Origin of the sequence: Vreelandella lionensis (genome assembly GCF_002087295.1) — a bacterium.
Classification (GTDB): domain Bacteria; phylum Pseudomonadota; class Gammaproteobacteria; order Pseudomonadales; family Halomonadaceae; genus Vreelandella; species Vreelandella lionensis.
Map to the genome: position 1 here is coordinate 12855 of NZ_MWVI01000076.1, position 19338 is coordinate 32192.

At 61.1% G+C, this 19338-nt stretch carries 13 protein-coding genes and 7 pseudogenes; 5 read left to right on the forward strand and 15 right to left on the reverse strand.

All coding sequences use genetic code 11. From position 1 onward, the window contains the following. The first annotated feature begins 25 nt into the window (after positions 1-25). From B4967_RS10915 to B4967_RS10925, 3 genes and pseudogenes are all read left to right on the forward strand, one after another. Positions 26-535, forward strand: coding sequence for a CIA30 family protein (locus tag B4967_RS10915; RefSeq protein ID WP_083025210.1), 510 nt, complete (start codon positions 26-28; stop codon positions 533-535). Positions 536-617: 82 nt separating this feature from the next. Continuing rightward, positions 618-2384, forward strand: coding sequence for a bifunctional isocitrate dehydrogenase kinase/phosphatase (gene aceK / locus B4967_RS10920; RefSeq protein ID WP_083025212.1), 1767 nt, complete (start codon positions 618-620; stop codon positions 2382-2384). Between the two features lie 32 nt (positions 2385-2416). Continuing rightward, positions 2417-3129: pseudogene (locus B4967_RS10925) on the forward strand (SIR2 family NAD-dependent protein deacylase). 185 nt (positions 3130-3314) lie between these two features. Here B4967_RS10925 and bioA read toward each other — a convergent pair. The 7 genes and pseudogenes from bioA to bioB form a co-directional block, all read right to left on the reverse strand. Continuing rightward, positions 3315-4584 (reverse strand): annotated as a pseudogene (bioA, locus tag B4967_RS10930) (adenosylmethionine--8-amino-7-oxononanoate transaminase). Further along, positions 4581-5302: pseudogene (gene bioD / locus B4967_RS10935) on the reverse strand (dethiobiotin synthase). Before bioD ends, bioA begins: the two co-directional pseudogenes overlap by 4 nt. Beyond that, positions 5299-6084: a methyltransferase domain-containing protein gene (locus B4967_RS10940; protein WP_083025214.1), complete on the reverse strand. Its 786-nt coding sequence runs from the start codon at positions 6082-6084 to the stop codon at positions 5299-5301. The pseudogene bioD and the gene B4967_RS10940 overlap by 4 nt, the downstream one beginning before the upstream one ends. After that, positions 6081-6383, reverse strand: a complete 303-nt coding sequence (locus B4967_RS20905) for an alpha/beta fold hydrolase (RefSeq protein WP_340638745.1) — start codon at positions 6381-6383, stop codon at positions 6081-6083. Before B4967_RS20905 ends, B4967_RS10940 begins: the two co-directional genes overlap by 4 nt. Then, on the reverse strand, positions 6340-6801 hold the full coding sequence (locus tag B4967_RS20910; RefSeq protein ID WP_340638746.1) for an alpha/beta fold hydrolase: 462 nt from the start codon (positions 6799-6801) through the stop codon (positions 6340-6342). The genes B4967_RS20905 and B4967_RS20910 overlap by 44 nt, the downstream gene beginning before the upstream one ends. Beyond that, on the reverse strand, positions 6798-7943 hold the full coding sequence (gene bioF, locus B4967_RS10950) for an 8-amino-7-oxononanoate synthase (RefSeq protein WP_083025215.1): 1146 nt from the start codon (positions 7941-7943) through the stop codon (positions 6798-6800). The genes B4967_RS20910 and bioF overlap by 4 nt, the downstream gene beginning before the upstream one ends. Then, on the reverse strand, positions 7930-9018 hold the full coding sequence (bioB, locus tag B4967_RS10955) for a biotin synthase BioB (RefSeq protein ID WP_083025217.1): 1089 nt from the start codon (positions 9016-9018) through the stop codon (positions 7930-7932). The genes bioF and bioB overlap by 14 nt, the downstream gene beginning before the upstream one ends. 171 nt (positions 9019-9189) lie before the next feature. Here bioB and B4967_RS10960 point away from each other — a divergent pair, with 171 nt between their 5' ends. Further along, a complete protein-coding gene (locus B4967_RS10960; protein ID WP_083025219.1) occupies positions 9190-9951 on the forward strand; it encodes a tRNA-uridine aminocarboxypropyltransferase in 762 nt (253 codons plus the stop codon). Positions 9952-9956: 5 nt separating this feature from the next. On the opposite strand, the gene B4967_RS10965 is transcribed toward B4967_RS10960, so the two are convergent. The 8 genes and pseudogenes from B4967_RS10965 to def all read right to left on the reverse strand — a co-directional run bounded on the left by B4967_RS10965 (position 9957) and on the right by def (position 18101). After that, on the reverse strand, positions 9957-10757 hold the full coding sequence (locus B4967_RS10965) for a DMT family transporter (protein ID WP_340638747.1): 801 nt from the start codon (positions 10755-10757) through the stop codon (positions 9957-9959). A 102-nt stretch (positions 10758-10859) separates the two neighbouring features. Further along, positions 10860-12113: a TraB/GumN family protein gene (locus tag B4967_RS10970; protein WP_083025220.1), complete on the reverse strand. Its 1254-nt coding sequence runs from the start codon at positions 12111-12113 to the stop codon at positions 10860-10862. 39 nt (positions 12114-12152) lie between these two features. Then, a pseudogene (locus B4967_RS10975) lies at positions 12153-13600 on the reverse strand (TrkH family potassium uptake protein). A 32-nt stretch (positions 13601-13632) separates the two neighbouring features. After that, a pseudogene (gene trkA / locus B4967_RS10980) lies at positions 13633-14759 on the reverse strand (Trk system potassium transporter TrkA). Positions 14760-14871: 112 nt separating this feature from the next. Beyond that, positions 14872-15054, reverse strand: a complete 183-nt coding sequence (locus tag B4967_RS10985; RefSeq protein ID WP_243470532.1) for a dodecin — start codon at positions 15052-15054, stop codon at positions 14872-14874. 73 nt (positions 15055-15127) lie between these two features. After that, positions 15128-16462, reverse strand: a complete 1335-nt coding sequence (rsmB, locus tag B4967_RS10990; RefSeq protein WP_083025222.1) for a 16S rRNA (cytosine(967)-C(5))-methyltransferase RsmB — start codon at positions 16460-16462, stop codon at positions 15128-15130. Continuing rightward, positions 16459-17439, reverse strand: a pseudogene (gene fmt, locus B4967_RS10995) (methionyl-tRNA formyltransferase). The gene rsmB and the pseudogene fmt overlap by 4 nt, the downstream one beginning before the upstream one ends. A gap of 149 nt (positions 17440-17588) precedes the next feature. Next, positions 17589-18101, reverse strand: a complete 513-nt coding sequence (def, locus tag B4967_RS11000; RefSeq protein ID WP_044628953.1) for a peptide deformylase — start codon at positions 18099-18101, stop codon at positions 17589-17591. A 174-nt stretch (positions 18102-18275) separates the two neighbouring features. On the opposite strand from def, the pseudogene B4967_RS21350 reads away from it, so the two are divergent. Further along, positions 18276-19324 (forward strand): annotated as a pseudogene (locus B4967_RS21350) (LysM peptidoglycan-binding domain-containing protein). Positions 19325-19338 lie beyond the last annotated feature (14 nt).

Genomic DNA, 19338 nt, shown 5'->3' on the forward strand with positions numbered 1-19338 from the left:
GGGCAGGCAAGGAGGAGCTTGAAGGATGTTGAACTTTACCGAATCAAACATGGCCGAGGCAGAGCAGCGGCGCTGGTACGCCGTGGACGATGGCGTGATGGGCGGCGTGTCCCAAAGCGGCTTTCGCGTGGAAGCGGGCGCTGGCTGCTTTTATGGCGAGGTGTCGCTGGAAAGCGGCGGTGGCTTTGCCTCGGTGCGCCGTGAGCCTGACGGCTTCGAGCCGGCCATGGCCCATGGCCAAGGAATTGTGCTTCGCGTGCGCGGCGATGGTCGCACCTATCAGCTACGGCTCAAAAGCAGCGCGCTGGACGAAGCAAGCGCCTACCGCGTCGCCTTCACGCCTACGGCTCACCAGTGGGAAACGCATCAATTCACCTGGGCACAGTTCGAGGCGGTGCGCCGGGGCACGCTGCTTTCCCGCGCGCCGCCTCTCGCCCCGGATTCTATTCACCAGCTCGGTTTCTTGATTGCCGACCGCACTGCCGGGCCGTTTCGCCTGGAGATAGCCTCCATTGCGCCTTATTCACAGGGCTGACACTCACAGGACTAAGGTCGTCTCGTATGTAGTGTGCCGTTCACGGAATCTGAGAAGCCCTCTTTCGACGTGAGCCAGCGTGATGAAACACTCCCCCGCGTATCGCCTAGCGGCCACTGTGCTGCACGGTTTCGATGAGTACCGTGCCCGCTTTAAGCAGATCACCTCAGATGCCAGCCGCCGCTTTCGCGACGCCGCCTGGCGTGAAGCGCAGCAAGCCTCCGCCGCGCGGATCAACCTGTACGGTCAAAAAGTCCAAGAGACGCTCGGCCGATTACAACGCACCTTTGCCGCAGATGTACTGGCTCACTGTGAGACGTGGCGGGAAGCACGAGGGCACTACGCTCAATTGATTAGCCAACGGTTGGATTACGAGCTGGCGGAAACCTTCTTTAATTCGCTGTTCTGCTCGGTGTTTCAGCATCGACATATCCGCAACGACTGGATGTTTGTGTACAGCTCCCGGGAGGATGCCGCGCACCGTTCGGGCATTGAGCTGTGCCGCAGGCATTACGTCAACGGCGACTGGGCGGGGGCACTCGCTTGGGCGCTGAGTGAAGCCCCGTTTGAGTCCTCCTTTGCCAGTTTGGAACGCGATAGCCAGCTCGGCGCTAGCCTGCTGGAAGCCCAGCTTCCCGCCGCGATTTGGCAGGCGGAGGATGCCCAGGTGGAGCTGCTCAACAGTGTGTTCTACCGCAATAAAGGCGCGTACCTCGTTGGGCGTATGTTAGGCGGCGGCGAGCAGGTGCCGCTGGTGCTGCCCGTTCTGCATGGCGAAGGGTATGGCGAGCAGCAGGGGGGCGACCCCTGCCTGCATTTGGATACGGTTCTCACTGAAACCGATGAAGTGTCGATCATCTTCTCGTTCACCCGCGCCTATTTTCAGGTAGAGGTGCCGGTGCCGGGGGAGTTCGTCGGTTACCTAAAACAGCTCATGCCCCACAAGCCCGAGGGCGAGCTGTACGCCGCCATTGGCTTTTTCAAACACGGCAAAACCGAATTTTTCCGCGCGCTGAACCAGCAGGTCGCCAAGCGCGAAGAGCGGTTCATGATCGCGCCGGGGGTGCGGGGTATGGTGATGGCGGTGTTTGTGCTGCCAAGCTTTCGCACCGTGTTCAAGATCATCAAGGATAAGTTCGACCCCGCCAAAGAGGTCACCCACGCCATCGTGCGGGAGAAGTACCGGCTGGTAAAACGCCACGACCGGGTGGGGCGGATGGCCGATACCCAGGAGTTCTCCAACTTTATCGTCCGCCAGGACCACTTCGAGCCGGAGTGTTTGGCCCACCTGTTAGAGGTCGCACCCTCCACGGTGTCGCTGAAAGAGGACAAAGTGATCATCAAGCACTGCTACACCGAGCGAATGATGACGCCGCTGAATATTTACCTGGAGCAGTGCAGTGCCGATGAGCGGAGGATGGTGCTAAAAGATTACGGCAACGCCATCAAGCAGATGGCGGCGGCGAATATTTTCCCTGGCGATATGCTGCTGAAGAATTTTGGTGTTACCCGCCACGGGCGGGTGATTTTCTACGACTACGACGAGGTGAGCTATCTCACCGAGTGCCGCTTTCGCCATATTCCCAAATCCCAGGGGTACGACAGTTACATGGATGGCGGGGCCAGCCTGTCGATTGGCCCCAACGATATCTTCCCCGAAGAGTTTGGCCCGTTTATGTTTGCCAACCCGGAACTTCGCGCACTGTTCACAGAGCAGCACCCGGAGCTGTTCGACCCGGACTACTGGCTGGCGCTACAGCGGGCGATTCTGGATGGGCGAGTGATTGACGTTTACCCGTATCGCAACAAGCAGCGGTTCGCGGGCACCGTGGGGCAACTGGTACATTAGGCGTTTACTGGACGACGTAAGCCGAGGACAGCATGACATCAGCCCCGCACTTGGTGGTATTTACCGGCTCGGGAATCAGCGCGGAGAGCGGCATTCAAACCTTCCGCGCCAGCGATGGCCTCTGGGAGGATCACCCGGTGGAAGAGGTCGCCACGCCGCAAGGGTGGCGGCAAGACCCAGAGCGTGTGCTGGCGTTCTATAACCAGCGCCGTGAGCAGATTCGCCGTGCAAAGCCCAACGCCGCCCATAAAGCGCTGGCAGCGCTGGAGCAGGATGGCTTTAAGGTCAGCGTGATTACCCAGAATATTGATGACCTGCACGAACGGGCAGGCTCCCGCCACGTGCTGCACCGCACGGTGAGATTTTGAAGGCCCGCTCATCGGTGGATGCGCGGCTGCGCTACCCGCTGGCGAAGGGTGGGATTGCCCTGGGCGATGTGTGCGATAAGGGCAGCCAGCTGCGCCCAGACGTGGTGTGGTTTGGCGAGGCGGTGCCGCTGTTCGAAGAGGCCTGCGAGCTGGTGAGCCAGGCGGATTTCCTGCTAGTGGTGGGCACCTCGCTGGCGGTGATGCCCGCCGCATCGCTGCTCACCTATATCGATTACGACACCCCCTGCGCGCTGGTAGACCCCGACGCCGATGAGATTAGCCCCCCCGGCGTGCTGGCGATCAATACCACGGCGGGGGAAGGCGTGCCGGCGCTGGTTAACCAGTGGCGTAAGCAGGGGAATTTGATCTTACCTTGATTTAACGACTGGGTAGTTTCGCTCAACCCTAGGCGGGGGCGCTGTGAACCCCTCCATGGGCGCTACTTTTGCCATCTGACCGCCCTGGATGGCGGAAATGCCGGTATTGTTGGGAACATTGGCCGGCCCTGGCGAAAGACCCCCGCTACGGGTTGTTCGAACCGGCCGATAGCACACTAGAGGCGCTATTCTAAAAACCACGCTTTCATTACCCCGGTAATCTGTGGTGAGCTCGGCGTCCGTCGCGATATAGGCGGGCATGGTGTAAAGCCAGCGGCCAATGGGGCGCAGCCACACGCCCCGCGCTCGGGCAAATGCGGCAACGCCTTTCAGCGCCTCGCTGCTGTGGGCTTCGATTACCGCCGTTGCGCCTAATACGCGCACGTCCGCTACGGCGGGATGTGCGCGCAGCGCTACGTCTTCTAATAGCTCGCGCTGTAACGTTTGGCTGAGCGCGGCAATTTTCTCCAGGTAGTGCTCTTCCTCGAACACCTTCAGGCTCTCCAGCGCCACGCGGCAGGCCAGCGGGTTGCCCATAAAGGTGGGGCCGTGCATGAAAGCGTGGTGCTCACTGTCGCCAATGAACGCCCCGTGAACCCGGTCGGTAGCCAGCGTGGCCGCATGGCCCAAGTAGCCGCCGGTCAGCCCTTTGGAGAGCACCATGATGTCTGGCGTGACGCCCGCGTGGTCGGCGGCAAACAGCTTGCCGGTGCGGCCAAAGCCGGTAGCGACTTCATCAAAAATCAGCAGCACGCCAAACTCATCGCATAGCGCTCGCGCACCGCGCAGGTAGTGGGGTGAAGTCATGTTTAGCCCGCCCGCCGCTTGCAGCAGCGGCTCCATCAGTAGCGCGGCAATTTCATGGTGGTGGCGCGCTAGCACTTCCCGCAGCGCGGCGAGGTCCTGCTCAACCTGCTCCGGCGTCGCGTCGAACGGGGCCGTGGGGGCCGGGGCAAAGTGGTGCTGAGGCAGCAGGCTGGCGAACAGGCTGTGCATGCCCTCTTCGGGGTCGCACACCGCCATGCAGCCGGTGGTGTCGCCGTGGTACGCCTTCATGAGCGAGAGCATTTTGCGCTTGCCGGGGTGGCCGCTCAGCACCTGATACTGCAGCGCCATCTTCATGGCCACTTCCATACCCACCGAGCCGCTATCGGAGAAGAACACATGGTTCAGCCCCGGCGGGGTGATGCGTACCAGCGCCCTTGCCAGCTGGTCGGCGGGGTCGTGGGTCAGGCCGCCCAGCATCACATGGCAAAGCTCCCCAGCCTGCTCGCGGATGGCGGCGACGAGGCGCGGATGGCCGTAGCCGTGAATCATGCACCACCAAGAGCAGGTGGCATCCAGCAGGCGCTCGCCGCTTTCCAGCGTAAAGTAGCTGCCGCTGCCGCCGACCACTTTTGGCGCAGGCGTTTGGGTTTTGAGATGGGCATAGGGGTGCCAAACGGGGGAGTTCATGGCGTCGCCTCCTGGGTGGCGAGGGGGAGCAGAGCATCAAGGGAGAGGTAGCACTGCGCGGGGGTCGCATCCGCCGTAGCCAAATGAGGAATGATGCCCAAGCAAGGGGCGGGAAGGGCGCGTTTTAGCAGTGCCACATTGGCCGCAAAGCGCGGGCTGTCGTCGGCAAAGGCGGGGTCCACCACGCTGCCTACCCAGCCCGCCAGCGTTAAGCCATCGGCGGCGATGGCCTCGGCGGTGAGCCGGGCATGGTTAAGGCGGCCCAGTTTCAGCCCAACCACCAGAATCACCGGCAGCCCGAGTGCGCGGGGCAGGTCGGAAAAGTCCTCCGCCTCGTTCAGCGGCACTCGCCAGCCGCCTGCGCCTTCGATTAGCGTTAGATCCCGTGGCGTGCCGGTTAACGTGTCGCTGAGCGCCTGAGTAACGCTTGCCACGTTAAGCATGGCACCTGCTTCCAGAGCGGCGAGATGCGGCGCAATGGCGGGAGCAAAGGCCCACGGATTGACCGTTGGGTAATCCACCGGCGGGAAGCTTTGCGCCTGTAGCGCTAGGGCGTCGCGGTGCGCAGGCCGCTGGGTGTTGCCTCGCTGCCAGAGGCGATGGGCTTTAACCCTAGCGTGGTGAGCTGGCGCTGGCGGGCGGCGCCCAGCAGCGCGCTGGTGGCCAGGGTTTTGCCCGCGTCGGTGTCGGTACCGGTGACAAAATAGGTGTTGTTCATCTCGCGCTTTCCAGTTGTAGCGTCAGGCAGTGGTAGCTCACCGGCAGCCCCTGCGGCGTGCGTAGCGATTCATAGCGGGCCTGAGCGGTGGCAAGCGCTTGGCGGGTCAGCCGAGCGTTGGGTCTGGCTACTTGGGCGCCCACGCCTTTGATGGAGGCCATCACGGCATTCAGGTCGGGGTAGAAAAAACGCCGCTGATCGCAGGCGTGCTGGGTAAGGATCAGGCCGCTTTGCTGAATCGCCCGCTGTACGGCGCTGGCATCCGGCGTTTGCAACAGGGCCTCGGGGCGCTGCCAGGCGGTGGCGACTGCGCTCAGCGTGCCGGGCAGCAGCGTGGTGATGCGCGCCTGCCCGTCAGGGGCGAGCACCCGCGCCAACTCCCGCATCACCGCGCCGATATCCGGGCACCACTGAATCGCCAGGTTAGAGAACACGAGATCCACGCTTGCGTCGTCCAGCGGCAGCGCGGCGGCATCTCCCTGTTGCCAGCGTATGGCATCGCCATATTGCGCCTGGGCGTGGGCGAGCATACCCGGCGCCAGGTCGAGCCCGGTGATGGTGGCGTTTGGGTAGTGGGTCGTCAGCCGCTGGGTCCAGTAGCCGGTGCCGCAGCCAAGGTCGAGCACATGCTGGGCGCTCTCCGGCAGCTTTTGCCAGAGCGCTTCGCCAATGTCGCGCTGGGCGCTGGCGAGATCATCGTAGCGTGGTGCCGCTCGGGAAAAAGCCCGAGCACCACGCTCCTGCCAACGGGGCAGTGGCAGCGAGGTGACCGGCGTGTTCATCGCGACTCCTGGAGCGCGCGCGTGGCCTGCTCGACCAGCCGTGTCGCCAGTAGGGCGGGCTGGGAGAGTATGGGGCAGTGTCCTGCGGCTTCCAGCCGAAGCGCTTGCTGGCGAGTGCTGCTTGCTAGTAGCGGGTCGTGGGCGCCTGCTAATAGGCGGATAGGGCAGGGAGGGTTGGCAAGCAGTGCCCGGTTATCCAGCGTTTCAAGCCACATGAGCCCTTGCGCGAGCGTGTCGGTATCGGCGTGGGGTGTCTCATCTAACCGTGCTCGTAGCTGGCGGTGGGCCTCGCCGGGCATTGGGTTCGCCCTGGGCCTCCCAGCGTAGAAAGTGCCGCCATGTGGCAACGGGGTGGCGGCGGAAAGCGCGCTGAAAGCTGGCAAGCTCCTGGCTCGTCACACCGCCATCTTCCTTGTCACTGCAAAAACGGCTGCCTGCGCCCAGCAGCAGCAGGGCCTTGGGCGGCGGCAAGTGATCGCGCAGCGCTGTGGCCAGCAGCCCGCCTAGCGACCAGCCCACCCAGACGGCATCGCTGGGCAGCTTGGGTGCCATACGCTCGGCGAGCGCTGCAATGCTCGTGGGAGAAGGTAGCGCAGGAGATTCGCCGTAGCCGGGCCACTCCACTGCGCTGGGGACGACCGTATTGGGCCAATGCTCCGTCAGCGTCTGCCATATACGGCGGTCGACGCCCCAGCCCGAGAGTAGGATGAGCTTCATCGCTGCTCCTCGTTCAGGCAGGCGGCGGCGACCTCCAGTAGCCGATCAATATCCCGTTGAGTATGGCGGGCGCTTAACGTGATGCGCAGCCGCGACTCGCCGTTGGGCACCGTGGGTGGTCGAATCGCCCCTACCTGGAGATCGTGCTCATCGAATGTGGCCGCCCAGGCCAGGGTGCGCTGCTCGCTGCCCAGCAGCAGCGGTTGAATCGGCGTGTGTGAGTGGCCGATCGGCAGCCCCAAGGCGTTGGCTTGCTGGCGGAAGTAGTCAATATGGCGAGCGAGCCGCTGGCGGTGTTCCGGCTCCCGCTGGACAATGGTGAGCGCTTCTAGCGTGGCGGCGGCAATACTGGGCGGTTGGGCGGTGGTGTACACATAGCTGCGGGAAAACTGAATCAGGTGCTCAATCAGCGCGGCGTCCCCCGCCACAAACGCCCCGGCGGTGCCCAGCGCTTTGCCCAAGGTGCCGACCAAGATCGGCACGTCCTGGCTATCAAATCCCTCCACGCAGCCTGCGCCGCTCTCCCCGAGCACGCCGAGCCCGTGGGCATCGTCGATCATCAGCCAGGCGCCGTGCTGCTGGCTGATGTTGGCAAGTTCGCCGACGTCAGCGATATCGCCATCCATACTAAACACGCCGTCGCTCACCACCAGCTTATGGGTGGTCGTGCTGCGCGCAAGCAAACGCTGTAAGTCGTGGACATCCCGGTGGTGGTAGCGCCGGGAGCGGGCGCCGCTCAGCGCGCCACCATCAAGCAGCGAGGCATGGTTAAATCGGTCCTGAAATATCGCGGTGTTCGAATCCGCTAGCGCCTGCAGTACGCCCAGGTTTGCCATATAGCCCGTGGAGAACAGTAGCGCTCTTTCGCGTCCGGTCCACTCCGCCAGCGCTTCTTCCAAGGCATCGTGAATGCCCAGGTGCCCGCTGACTAAGTGAGACGCCCCTGCCCCTGCGCCAAAGCGTTTCGCGCCTTCGGCCTGGGCCGCCTGAACCCGTGGGTCTTGGGCAAGGCCCAGATAGTCGTTGCCTGCAAAGTCGAGTGCCCCATGGGCAGAGACGCGGCGGTTGCGCCAGCGCTGCTGGCGCTCGCGCTCATCGCGGGCTACCGCTAAGCGCTGGTGCCACACCTCAGACACTGGCATCCACCGCCAGCGCCGCAGCGCGCTCTGCCTGGGCGTTACGCTGCGCCTGTTGGGCCAGCCGCTCGGCGCGCTGTGTATCGTCTTCGCAGGTATCGCGGCGCTCGGGATGCAGGCCCAGCTTGGCAAACAGCGCACGGTCGCGCTCTGCCTGGGGGTTACTGGTGGTCAGCAGCTTGTCGCCGTAGAAAATGGAGTTGGCACCGGCCAAGAAGGCGAGCGCTTGGGTGGATTCGCTCATCTGCTCGCGGCCCGCCGAGAGGCGCACATGGCTTTGGGGCATCATGATGCGCGCCACGGCAATGGCGCGGATGAATTCCAGCGGGTCTAAATCCTCCACGTTCTCCAGTGGCGTTCCTGGCACTTTGACCAGCATGTTGATAGGCACGGATTCGGGGTGCGGAGAGAGCTTAGCCAGCTGCTGCAGCAGCGCGCTGCGATCCTGCGCGCCTTCGCCCATGCCCAAAATACCGCCAGAGCACACTTTCATACCGGCGTCGCGCACGGTGGCTAGGGTCTCTAAGCGGTCGCTGTAGGTGCGGGTGGTGATGATTTCGCCGTAGTAATCGGGGGAGGTGTCGCGGTTGTGGTTGTAGTAGTCCAGCCCGGCAGCGGCCAGCCGGGTGGCCTGCTCGCCGTCGACCATACCCAGCGTCATGCAGGTCTCAAGCCCCAGCGCTTTCACCTGGCGCACCATCTCTTCCACCACCACTAAATCTTTATCCCGCGGGCTGCGCCACGCGGCCCCCATGCAGAAGCGGCTGGCACCGGCCTCTTTGGCCGCCTGGGCCTGGGCCACTACCTTCTCGATTTCTAGCAGCTTCTCTTTTTCCAACTGGGTGTTGTAGTGGCCCGACTGCGGGCAGTACTTGCAGTCTTCCGGGCAGGCCCCGGTTTTAATCGACAGTAGAGTAGACACCTGCACCGCGTTGGCATCGAAATGTGCCCGGTGCACCTGCTGGGCTTGAAACAGCAGGTCGTTAAAGGGCAGCGCAAACAGCGCGTTGATCTCGTCAAGCGTCCAGTCGTGGCGCGGCGCGGCATCCGCCGCGTGAGAAGCAGTCGAGGTAGCGGTCACGGGTAAACCTATATTATTTTGAAAGTTGACAGGACTCTAGCGGGGCTGTGCTGAGGATGTCAACTTTTTGAAGAATGTTGGTTTACCATGGTGCTTGACTGTAGGGAGTATTCGTCAGGATGTATGGCCTGCTTTATACTCTGCGCCCTTTGACGACCCACTGGAGCGCAGATGCCTGACGCGACCTCGCTGCCCCCCGAGCACGATGCATTGACCGACCGCGACCCGGCCACCGGGCATCCGCGCCCGCCTCGGCGTGAATTCAAAGCGCGGGGCAGCTTCGTCAAACGCTGCGAAGGCTGCAACTTGCCCGAGCTGAACTGCCTCTGCCCGTATCAGGTCAAGGCGGAGAGCGACACTCAGGTATGGCTGTTGACCCACTCCATCGAGCACTACAAACCGACCAACACCGGGCGTTTGATTGGCGACGTGCTCACCAATACCCCCGTGTTTACCTGGTATCGCACCGCGCCGGACGACACGCTGGCGGCGCTGCTGGAAGACCCGCGCTACGCGCCGTTCGTGATTTTCCCGGACGATCAGCCGGATTACGCCGACCGCGTGGTGGATATTGACGCGGTGCATGCCGCCAAGCAGCAGGCGCGCATACCGGTATTCATCATTTTGGATGGCACGTGGCGTCAGGCGCGGCGCATGTTCCGCAAAACCCCTTCCCTGGATGTACTGCCGGTACTGCCGCTGCGCACCGAGGGGGAGACCCGCTACCGGCTGCGCAAGCCCGCCTCGAAAGCGCATCTGTGCACCGCCGAGGTGGCCATTGAGCTGCTGCGCCAGAGCGGTGATGAAACAGCGGCAAGCGTGCTGGATGACTACTTTGACGTGTTCAACGATAGCTATGCGGAAAGTCGCTACTATCGCAAGATTGCCGAGCCCACCCCTGCTATGCAGCGGCTGTTAGACAGGCAAGAGTAGGAGCATTAAGGGGTTTGGCCTGGCAGCCAGCGTAACAGGACTTTGCGCACCCAGTACCAGCGGTTAATCAGCAGCGCGGCGAAAATCAGGCTGCAGCCCAGCAACTGAAGTAGAGTCATGGTTTCGCTAAACCACCACGCTGCCAGCAGCGCAGTCCATACTGCTTCTAACGTCAAAATGACCGCTGCGTGGCTTGGCGTGGTCATGCTCTGAGCTTTAATCTGCAAGAAGAAGCGCAGTGAACTCGCCAGCAGGACGCTGGCCATAAACCAGCCGAGAATCGACGAACTCAGTGCCAGCGGCTGGTGTTCCACTACCAGTGATAGGCTGGTCAGCACCACGCCCACTGAGATGAGTTGTAGCGTGGTGAGAGGTAGTGCGGGAACGTTACGCACCACCCGGGTATTGACGTTGAGCAGCAGTGCAAAACAGATCGCGGCGCACACCATGAGTAGCTGGCTGGCTTCCACTCGAAACCCCGCATTGAGCGAGAGCAGGGCAAAGCCGAGCAATGCGATGGGCAGCGCGATCCAGGTGCTGCGCGGTGGGCGGTCGCCAAACAGTAGCCGGGCCACCACGGGCACCAGCAGAATGCCCAAGCTATTGATGAAGGCGCTTTCCCCCAGGAGGTCGGAGTAGTGCAGCCCGAGCACCCAAAACGCGATGGCGGCGCTGAGCAAAACGCCGATCAGCAGGCCGCGGCGTATTCGGGGTATCGGCATACGTCGCAGAGCAGGCCAAGAGAATCCCAGCAATATCAGCCCGGCGAGTAAGAAGCGCGGGCCGATAAACAGCAAAGGCGGCATGCTTGCTAGTGCTTCTTTTGGAAAAGATCCAACCGCCTGCGGCTAATACAGTGACTAGCAGGAGCAGCGCATCGGCTTGCCAGGGTGCCTGTCTAATCGTGTTCATACCGCATTGCCACCAAACAGAGCGCCGGCAATTCTAAAACCAGCTACCCAGGTGCCCACCGCCGAACCCAGCGTGGCGAGAATAAATACCAGCAGGGTGCGAGAGCCGCGTTTTTCCCACCAGCCCTTCAGCTGCGTCACATCATGGCGCGGGGTGGAGAAGTCGCGCACCTTGGGCTTGCGCATATACAGCTCGACCCCCGCCGCTACAAAGCCTGCTCCAATGGTGGGGTTAAGTGATGTAAGCGGTGCAGCGAAGAAGGTGGCAATCACCGTGACCGGGTGAGCAAGCGCTGCAATCGTCGCACCGCCAGACAGGATGCCGTTGATCAAAAACCACTCGATGACCAACTGCCAGCCAAGGTCGGTATTGCGTGAAAAGCCCACCACAAATCCGGTAATGACCAGGGCGGTAATCAGCCAAGGGGCGGCTTTCCACAGTTTGGAGGGCGGCGGCGAGGCTTCAAGCGATTCGCGCTCGACTTTGGGGTTTTCCGGCAGCGGCGCTTCTAAGTGCTCACTGGTGCCTTTCAAGTGCCCGGCACCCAATACCAACAGTACATTTTGGTAGCGCCCTGGCGGCGCTTCTTCCGCCAAGCGTAGCGCCATGTAGCGGTCACGCTCACGAATTAAGGGCGTATAGAGCGCTTCCGATTCAGCGGCAAACTCGCTGAAGGTGGCCTCCAACATGTCGCCCTCTTTGAGCTTTTCGATGTCCTCTTTGGAGACATCCTGGCGAGAAAGCACGCTGCCAATCAGCCCTGAGAAGAGCGAGAAGCGCTGCCACCAAGGCACGTTGCGATAAATGCGTTTCAAAGTGATGCCGACATCTCGGTCTACCAGCAGTAGCGGCAGGTTGCGCGTACGGCACTCTTCAACGGCTGCACGCATCTCAGCCCCCGGCTGAATACCGGACTGCTCGGCGATCCGTTGCTGAAAGGCACCGAGCGCCAGGCTCTCCGCCACCATGCCCGCTTTGCCTTGCTTGAACACCTGAAACAAGTCCTGCTCGCCCATGGCGTCTGGGTTGTCCATGCTGTGGTGACGGGCGTCACACAGCTCAATGGCGACGGCATCGAAGTGACCGCTGTCGATCAGTTGGCGAACGTCGTTGGCGCTCTCGGCAGAGACGTGGGCGGTGCCTAGCAGGGTGTAGTACGTGCCGCCCACCTGAATGGTTTTCAGCGGGCCGCTGGTAGCTGGGAGGGAACTGCTTTCCTGGGCCAGCGGTGTTGCATCATCTTGATTCATTAAAAAGTCTCAACAAAAAAAGTAACGAGTGATGCGCGTTTAACGGCGCCAAAAAGCCGGAGTAAACAGCACCAGTACCGTAAAAATTTCCAAGCGGCCCAGCAGCATGGCAAGCACTAAAATCCATTTGGCGAGGCTGGGCAGATCGCCATAGTGGCTGCTGGCTTCTCCTAAGGCGGGGCCAAGATTGTTCAGCGCCGAGCCTACGGAGGACCACGCCGTTACCTGATCGACTCCCGTCGCCATCACGCCCCCCAGCATCAAAAAGAACAGCATCACATAGGCAGAGAAAAATCCCCACACGGCCTGGGCGATGCTATCGGGAACGCTCACTTTGCCGACTTTAACGGCAATCACGGCATTGGGGTGAATGAGCCGCATGACTTCGCGCATGCCCTGTTTCAAGATCAGGATAATACGGATGACCTTCATCCCCCCGGCGGTAGAGCCGGAGCATCCGCCGACAAAAGCGGCCACAAACAGCAGAAACGGTAGTGCGCCCGGCCACCCGGAAAAGTCCGCCACGGCGAAGCCTGCGGTGGTGGCCACTGAGACGACTTCAAACAGCGCATGGCGCAGCCCAACGATGTCATCGTAGGTGTCGGTGAGCCACAGGGTAATCACGGTAATCGTGGTGAGTCCGGCTAAAAACAGCATAAGAAAGCGCGCTTCCGGGTCTTGGAAGTAGTGCAGTAAGCGCTTTCTCGCCAGGCAATAAAGTGCAGGCTAAAGCTGAAGGCCGAGATCAGCATAAAGCTAATGCAAATAAGTTCGATGGCGGCGCTATTAAAGTAGCCAATACTGGCATCGTGGGTTGAAAAGCCGCCGATGGCGACGGTGGAGAAGCTGTGCCCTAGCGCATCAAACCAACTCATCCCCGCCAGCATATAGGCGACCATGCAGGCAAACGTGAGCGTTGCGTAGATATACCAGAGCGCTTTAGCGGTTTCGGTAATTCGTGGGGTTAGCTTGGAGTCTTTCAATGGCCCTGGAATTTCGGTGCGGTAAAGGGCCATCGCCCCGACGCCCAGGGTGGGCAAAATGGCCACGGCCAGTACCACGATCCCCATACCGCCTAGCCACTGCAGCTGCTGGCGATAGTAGAGTACCGATTCCGGTAAAAAATCGATGCCGGTAATCACTGTGGCAGCGGTGGTGGTCAGGCCGGCAAACGACTCAAAGACCGCATCGGTAATGCTCAGTGAGCCTTCGCCAAACAGCATGAGCGGCAGCGAACCAAATAGGGCCAGTACCGTCCAGAACATCGCGGCGATAATAAAGCCGTCACGGATACGCAGCTCTTTATGGGCACGGCGGTTGGGTAAGAAGAGCAAGAGCCCGGTGATGACGGTAATCGCAATACCGCTCATAAAGGCGTGCCAAACGCCGTCGCGAAACCAAAGTGACATCAGCATAGGTGGCAGCATGGTGAGGCTGACGAGCATCAGTAGCAGCCCTAAAATACGTAGAATGACCCGCAAACTCATAGTGGTGGTTGTCTCATACGCTGGCCGGCTCCTTAGAAAAATGTTAATCCGACCTGGAACAGGCGCTCAACGTCGCGAATACGCCGCTTATCGATCACAAACAGAATGATATGGTCGCCGCTTTCCACCCGCACGTCACCATGGGCAATCAGCACTTCTTTACCGCGTACGATTGCACCGAAGCACCTTCTTCGCCCCCAACCGTTCCGCCAGCAGCGACGACATGATGTTCACCTCGTCGTCGTTGGTCAGTGCGCAGAAGATATCGCAGTCTTCGATGTTCTCCTCTTCCAGCAGCCGCTTGCTGGTGGCGCTGCCGTGGAGGACCACTGTGCGATCCAGCCGCTCGGAGAGCGTGGTGCAGCGCTCCAGGCTGTGCTCGATGATCTTCACCTGATGGCTGTGCTCCAAGTGCTCCGCCAGCCGTTCGCCGATATTGCCGCCCCCGGCAATCACTACCCGACGGAAGTCCCGCTCCACCTTGCGGAGCTCACTCATCACCGCGCGGATATCCCGGCGGGCGGCCAAAAAGAACACCTTCGTCGTCAGCTTCAATCACCGTGTCGCCCCGGGGAATGATCGGCCGGTCGCGGCGATAAATGGCCGCCACACGGGTCTCCACGTTGGGCATATGCTTGCCCAAAAAGGCCAGATCCTGGCCCACCAGCGGGCCGCCGTAGACGGCTTTCACCGCCACCAACTGCACTAACCCTCCGGCAAACTCCAGCACCTGCAGCGCGCCGGGGTGTTCGATCAAGCGGCGCACGTGATCGGTGACCACCTGCTCGGGGCTGATCAGCACGTCGATGGGAATCGCTTCATGGGCGAATAGCCCTTTACGGGTGAGGTAAGCGGTGGAGCGCACGCGGGCAATTTTGGTAGGGGTGCGAAACAGCGTATGGGCCACCTGACAGGCGATCATATTGATCTCGTCGGTGTTGGTCACCGCGATCAGCATATCGGCGTCTTCGCAGCCTGCTGGGCGTAGCACAATGGGGTAGGAGCCTGCACCTGTCACCGTGCGGATATCCAGCTTGGTGTGCAGTTCGCGCAGTTTTGCGCCGTCGGTATCGACGACGGTAATGTCGTTCTCCTCGCGGGCGAGGTGCTCCGCTAGGGTGCCGCCGACCTGGCCGGCGCCAAGAATGATGATTTTCATCGCTGAGCATCGGTTCCGTTATAAGCGCCAGCGCGTTTCCGGCTTGCGGTGTGCGCTGCAATAAAGACGGCGGCCAGTGTAAACCAGCCGCCGTCGAAAAGCAGGTAGGGAATTACTCCAGAGTGAAGCCAACTTTGACGGTCACTTGCCAGTGGGCCACGCGGCCATCTTCAATATGGCCTCGGGTGTCGGTGACTTCGAGCCAGCGCATGTTTTGAACGCTTTCGGAGGCTTTCGCCAGGGCGTTCTGCACGGCTTCCTCAATCCCTTTTTCGGATGAACCGGTTAGCTCAATGTGCTTCTAGGTGTGATGACTCATGCTATCTCCTTGCTTGTCATTAAAGAATGGCTTAGAGCGATATCATCGTCTAGGCCGTCCGCTTCTCTAGTCTGGCATAAAAAAAGCCATCGTGACTGCTTTGCGCGGGAAACAGCTGGCGTCCCTGACCGCTCTGCTCTCCCCAGGCCACATCGTGGGGCGTGGTGGCGTTGGCATCCGGTGTGCGGGCCAGAAACGCATCGATTTGTGCCGCGTTCTCTTCGGGCAGCACTGAGCAAGTGGCGTAGAGCAGCGTGCCGCCAGGACGCAGTAGCGGCCAGAGGTTATCCAGCAGTTGGCGCTGCAGTTTAGCGAGCTGACGAATATCCTCTTTACGGCGTAGCGCTTTGATATCCGGGTGGCGACGAATCACGCCCGTGCCCGAGCAGGGGGCGTCCAGCAAAATGGCGTCAAACGGCTTGCCGCTCCACCAGTCGCGGGTGGTGGCATCGGCATGTTTCAGCTCGGCACTGAGCCCTAAGCGGCTGAGCGTGTCGTCTACCTTCGCTAGCCGTTGGTTGTCGCTATCCAGCGCGGTAAGGCCAATATCGAACTGTTCTAGCAAGTGGGCAGTTTTGCCGCCAGGGGCACAGCAGGCATCCAATACGTGGGCACCGGGGCGTGGGGCGAGCGCTGGGCCAAGCAGCGCGGCGCAGAGCTGTGCTGCTTCGTCCTGCACACTAACGTGGCCCTGCTCAAAACCGGGCAGTATGGCAACGTCGCAGGGCGTTGTTAGCGTAATGCCGTCTGGAGCGTGACAACAGAGATGCCCGTCTAAGCCTTGCTCGGTCAGCTGCTGGAGATACGCTTCACGGTCGTTATAGTGCTGGTTGACGCGTAGGGTCATCGGTCCTGGCTCGTTATTGGCCTGGGCAATGGCACGCCACTGTTCGGGCCAAGCGTGGCGCAGGGCGTCCAGCAGCCAGGGCGGATGCTCCAGGGCAACGTTTTCGTCACGATCAACGACTTCTTGCAGCGCGTCGGCTTCACGCTGCAGGCGTCGCAGGCAGCCGTTCAATACTCGGGTGGCCCACTCTTTGCCAAGCAGGCGTGCTGCCCCGGCGGTTTCGCCTACCGCTGCGTGGGCAGGAATGCGCATATAAAGCAGCTGATAAATACCTACCAGCAGCAGAGCGTGGATATCGGCATCGCGCTTTTTAAATGGCTGTTTGAGGAGTTGGCTAGCCAGTGCTTCTAGGCGTGGAAGGCGGCGGCAGGTGCCGTAGGAGAGCTCTTTCAGCAGGCCACGGTCTCGGGCCACTACGCTATGTTCATCCAAGCTGGCCAGCGACGCTTTATCAGTGAGAACCGGGACGAGGCTACGGGCGGCGGCTGCGCGGACATCTAGGCCGCTGCCGCCTTTGGCTGGGCGTTGCTGGCTCATTGGCTAGCTCCTTGCGGGGTTTGCCCAAGGCGAACGCCGACGGTGAGTGAGGTTTGGCGGGCGTTTAATAAGTCGCGTACCGCCATCGCTTTGCCGCCAGGTAGCTGGGCACGGCTGACACACAGCACTTCTTGCCCTTGCTCTCCGCAGGCAATACGCAGGTGATCATCGCCATGTTCCAGCAGCGTGCCGGGGGGCGATGGCGGCTGCTCACCTTACTCGACGCTGGCCATGAGTAGGCGCAGGCGGTCGTTACCTAGCGTGCACCAAGCCACCGGCCACGGGTTGAAGGCGCGGATTTTGCGCGCCAGCTGTTCGGCGGACTGAGTAAAGTCTAGCTCGGCCTCGGCTTTGCTGAGCTTGGCGGCGTAGGTCACGCCCTCTTCCGGCTGAGGCGTTGCCTCTAGGCTGTCGCTGTCCAGCTGGTCCAGCACGTTCACCAGCGCATTAGCACCTTGAATGGCCAGCCGGTCGTGGAGGTCGCCACCGGTGGTGCGGGAGGTAATTGGGGTACGCACTTCATACAGCATGGCGCCGGTATCCAGCCCCGCATCCATTTGCATGATGGTAACGCCGGAGGCGCTGTCGCCCGCTTCGATAGCACGCTGAATCGGCGCCGCACCCCGCCAGCGAGGCAGCAGCGAGGCGTGCACGTTAATGCAGCCTAGGCGCGGCGTGTCCAGCACCGCTTGGGGCAGCAGGAGCCCATAGGCGACGACGACCATCACATCGGCGTTCAATGCCGCCAGTTCGGCTTGAGCATCGGCGTCTTTGAGACTGGCGGGTTGGTACACCGGCAGCCCGTGGCCTTGAGCCAGCTGTTTGACGGGGCTGGGAGTGAGCTTGCGACCACGCCCAGCAGGGCGGTCGGGCTGGGTGTAAACCGCCACCACTTCGTGTTCGCTGTCGAGAACGGCAGCAAGGCTGGAGGCGGCGAAGTCTGGCGTGCCAGCAAAAACAACGCGTAACGGTGACATGGTGGTGTGCCCTTAAGTGACGAGAGGATGACGAGAGAAAGATGCCGTGTATGAAACGCATAAAGGCCGAGAGGCAGCGCTGTTGTTACAGGCGAGTGCCTGCGGGGCAGCGTGTCAGCTCGGCCAGTGGCCTGATGGAAAAGCGCGGATTAGGCGTCGTTCATCAGCTTGTGGCGCTTTTGCATTTTTTTCATCACCCGGTCGCGTTTAAGCGGCGATAGGTAATCCACAAACAGTACGCCTTCCAGATGGTCGTACTCATGTTGAATGCAATGGGCCAGTAGGCCATCTGCTTCCAGCTCGTAAGGCTCCCCGTTACGATCCAGCGCGTTGAGCTTCACTTTCAGGTAGCGCGGTACTTCGGCGTAGTATTCAGGGATCGACAAACAGCCCTCGGAGAGCGGCTCTTTGGCATCGCCAATGGGCTCGTAGCGCGGGTTAATCAGCACCAGCGGTTGGGAGTTATCGTCGCTGACATCCATCACCACCACGCGGCGATGGACATCGATTTGCGTTGCGGCAAGGCCGATGCCGCGCGCGTCGTACATGGTCTCCAACATATCGTCGACGAGCTGGCGGACCTCGTCGTCAACGGTTTCCACCGGTACCGCCTTGGTGCGCAGGCGCTCGTCGGGGAATTCGAGAATAGGAAGTTTGGCCATGGCGTTACAATCACCGTTATGCTGAGTCTTTAAGATGAGCTGGCTGCCACCTGTGTCGGCGAGCCTAACTACTTTACTATTGACCACTATATCATGCTGATAGCGATCCTGGGCACGCGCGACACCGTGCAGCCCCTTAAACCGCTTCACCAACGACTGCCCGGGGAGAATCGGATGGTGGCTCTAAAGCCTCTGTATTATAGCGTCTTTGGCGTGCTCTTAATGTGGGTGCTGTCGGTCAGCCAGCCAGCCTTAGCCGTGGAAGGGCTGCGCAACGATGCGCCACAGCGCTACGAAGTAGTGCCTGGCGACACGCTGTGGGATATCTCCGCCCGTTATTTACGCTCGCCCTGGCAGTGGCCTTCGCTATGGCAGGCGAATCCGCAAGTTCGTAACCCGCACCTTATCTACCCCGGCGATGTGCTGGTATTGGGGACATGCCAAGGCCAACCGTGCCTTTCTGTGGAGCGGGGCCAAGGGGTCGTAAAGCTCTCGCCGCAGATGCGTACAGTGCCTAAACGAGAGGCGATTACTCCTATTCCGATGGAGGTGGTGCGCGCCTTTCTACGGGAGCATCGCGTGGTGGAGCCAGGAGAGAGCCCGCAGGAGCTCGCGTAGGTGGTGGGCGGCGATAACCAGCGCTTGATTAGCGGCGCAGGCGATACCCTGTACGTGCGTGGCAACGTACCCGCCAGAACGCGCCTTGGGCATCTACCGTCCAGGCGAGCCCTATGTATCAGCCAATGGCGTACTGTTGGGCGATGAGTTGATCAATATTGGCGAGGCGCGCTACCTGGGCAGCGAGGGCGATATTGCTCGCATCGAAGTGCTTAGCGCCTACCAAGAAGTGCGTAATAACGACATCCTGCTGCGTCTGGAAGATCGTGAGCTAAGCGATGCCTTTGTTCCCCGCGCTCCGTTGAATAACGTGTCGGGCCAGATTGTTGCGGTACCGGGCGGAGTACGATTTATTGGGCGGCTGCAAGTGGTGGCACTGGACCTGGGAACGCAAGACGGCCTACAACCGGGCCATGTATTGCGCGTAGACCAGCAAGGGGAGTTGGTAACTTACCCACGTAACCAAAGAACTGCTGCGGTTGCCCAATACCGAGGCAGGATTGGTGATGGTGTTCAGGCCCTATAACCATATGAGTTACGCCTTGGTCATGCAGGCCTCAAGGGTGCTGGCAGTGGGAGATAGTGTACGCACGCCGACGCGCTAAGGTGTGCATCAAGA

Coding starts and splice junctions, on each gene's coding strand:
- B4967_RS10915 (WP_083025210.1), top strand. CDS start 26: ATGTTGAACTTTACCGAATCAAACATGGCCGAGGCAGAGCAGCGGCGC.
- aceK (WP_083025212.1), top strand. CDS start 618: ATGAAACACTCCCCCGCGTATCGCCTAGCGGCCACTGTGCTGCACGGT.
- B4967_RS10940 (WP_083025214.1), bottom strand. CDS start 6,084: ATGAACACGCCGGTCACCTCGCTGCCACTGCCCCGTTGGCAGGAGCGT.
- B4967_RS20905 (WP_340638745.1), bottom strand. CDS start 6,383: ATGCCCGGCGAGGCCCACCGCCAGCTACGAGCACGGTTAGATGAGACA.
- B4967_RS20910 (WP_340638746.1), bottom strand. CDS start 6,801: ATGAAGCTCATCCTACTCTCGGGCTGGGGCGTCGACCGCCGTATATGG.
- bioF (WP_083025215.1), bottom strand. CDS start 7,943: ATGCCAGTGTCTGAGGTGTGGCACCAGCGCTTAGCGGTAGCCCGCGAT.
- B4967_RS10960 (WP_083025219.1), top strand. CDS start 9,190: ATGCCTGACGCGACCTCGCTGCCCCCCGAGCACGATGCATTGACCGAC.
- B4967_RS10965 (WP_340638747.1), bottom strand. CDS start 10,757: ATGCCGCCTTTGCTGTTTATCGGCCCGCGCTTCTTACTCGCCGGGCTG.
- B4967_RS10970 (WP_083025220.1), bottom strand. CDS start 12,113: ATGAATCAAGATGATGCAACACCGCTGGCCCAGGAAAGCAGTTCCCTC.
- rsmB (WP_083025222.1), bottom strand. CDS start 16,462: ATGAGCCAGCAACGCCCAGCCAAAGGCGGCAGCGGCCTAGATGTCCGC.
- def (WP_044628953.1), bottom strand. CDS start 18,101: ATGGCCAAACTTCCTATTCTCGAATTCCCCGACGAGCGCCTGCGCACC.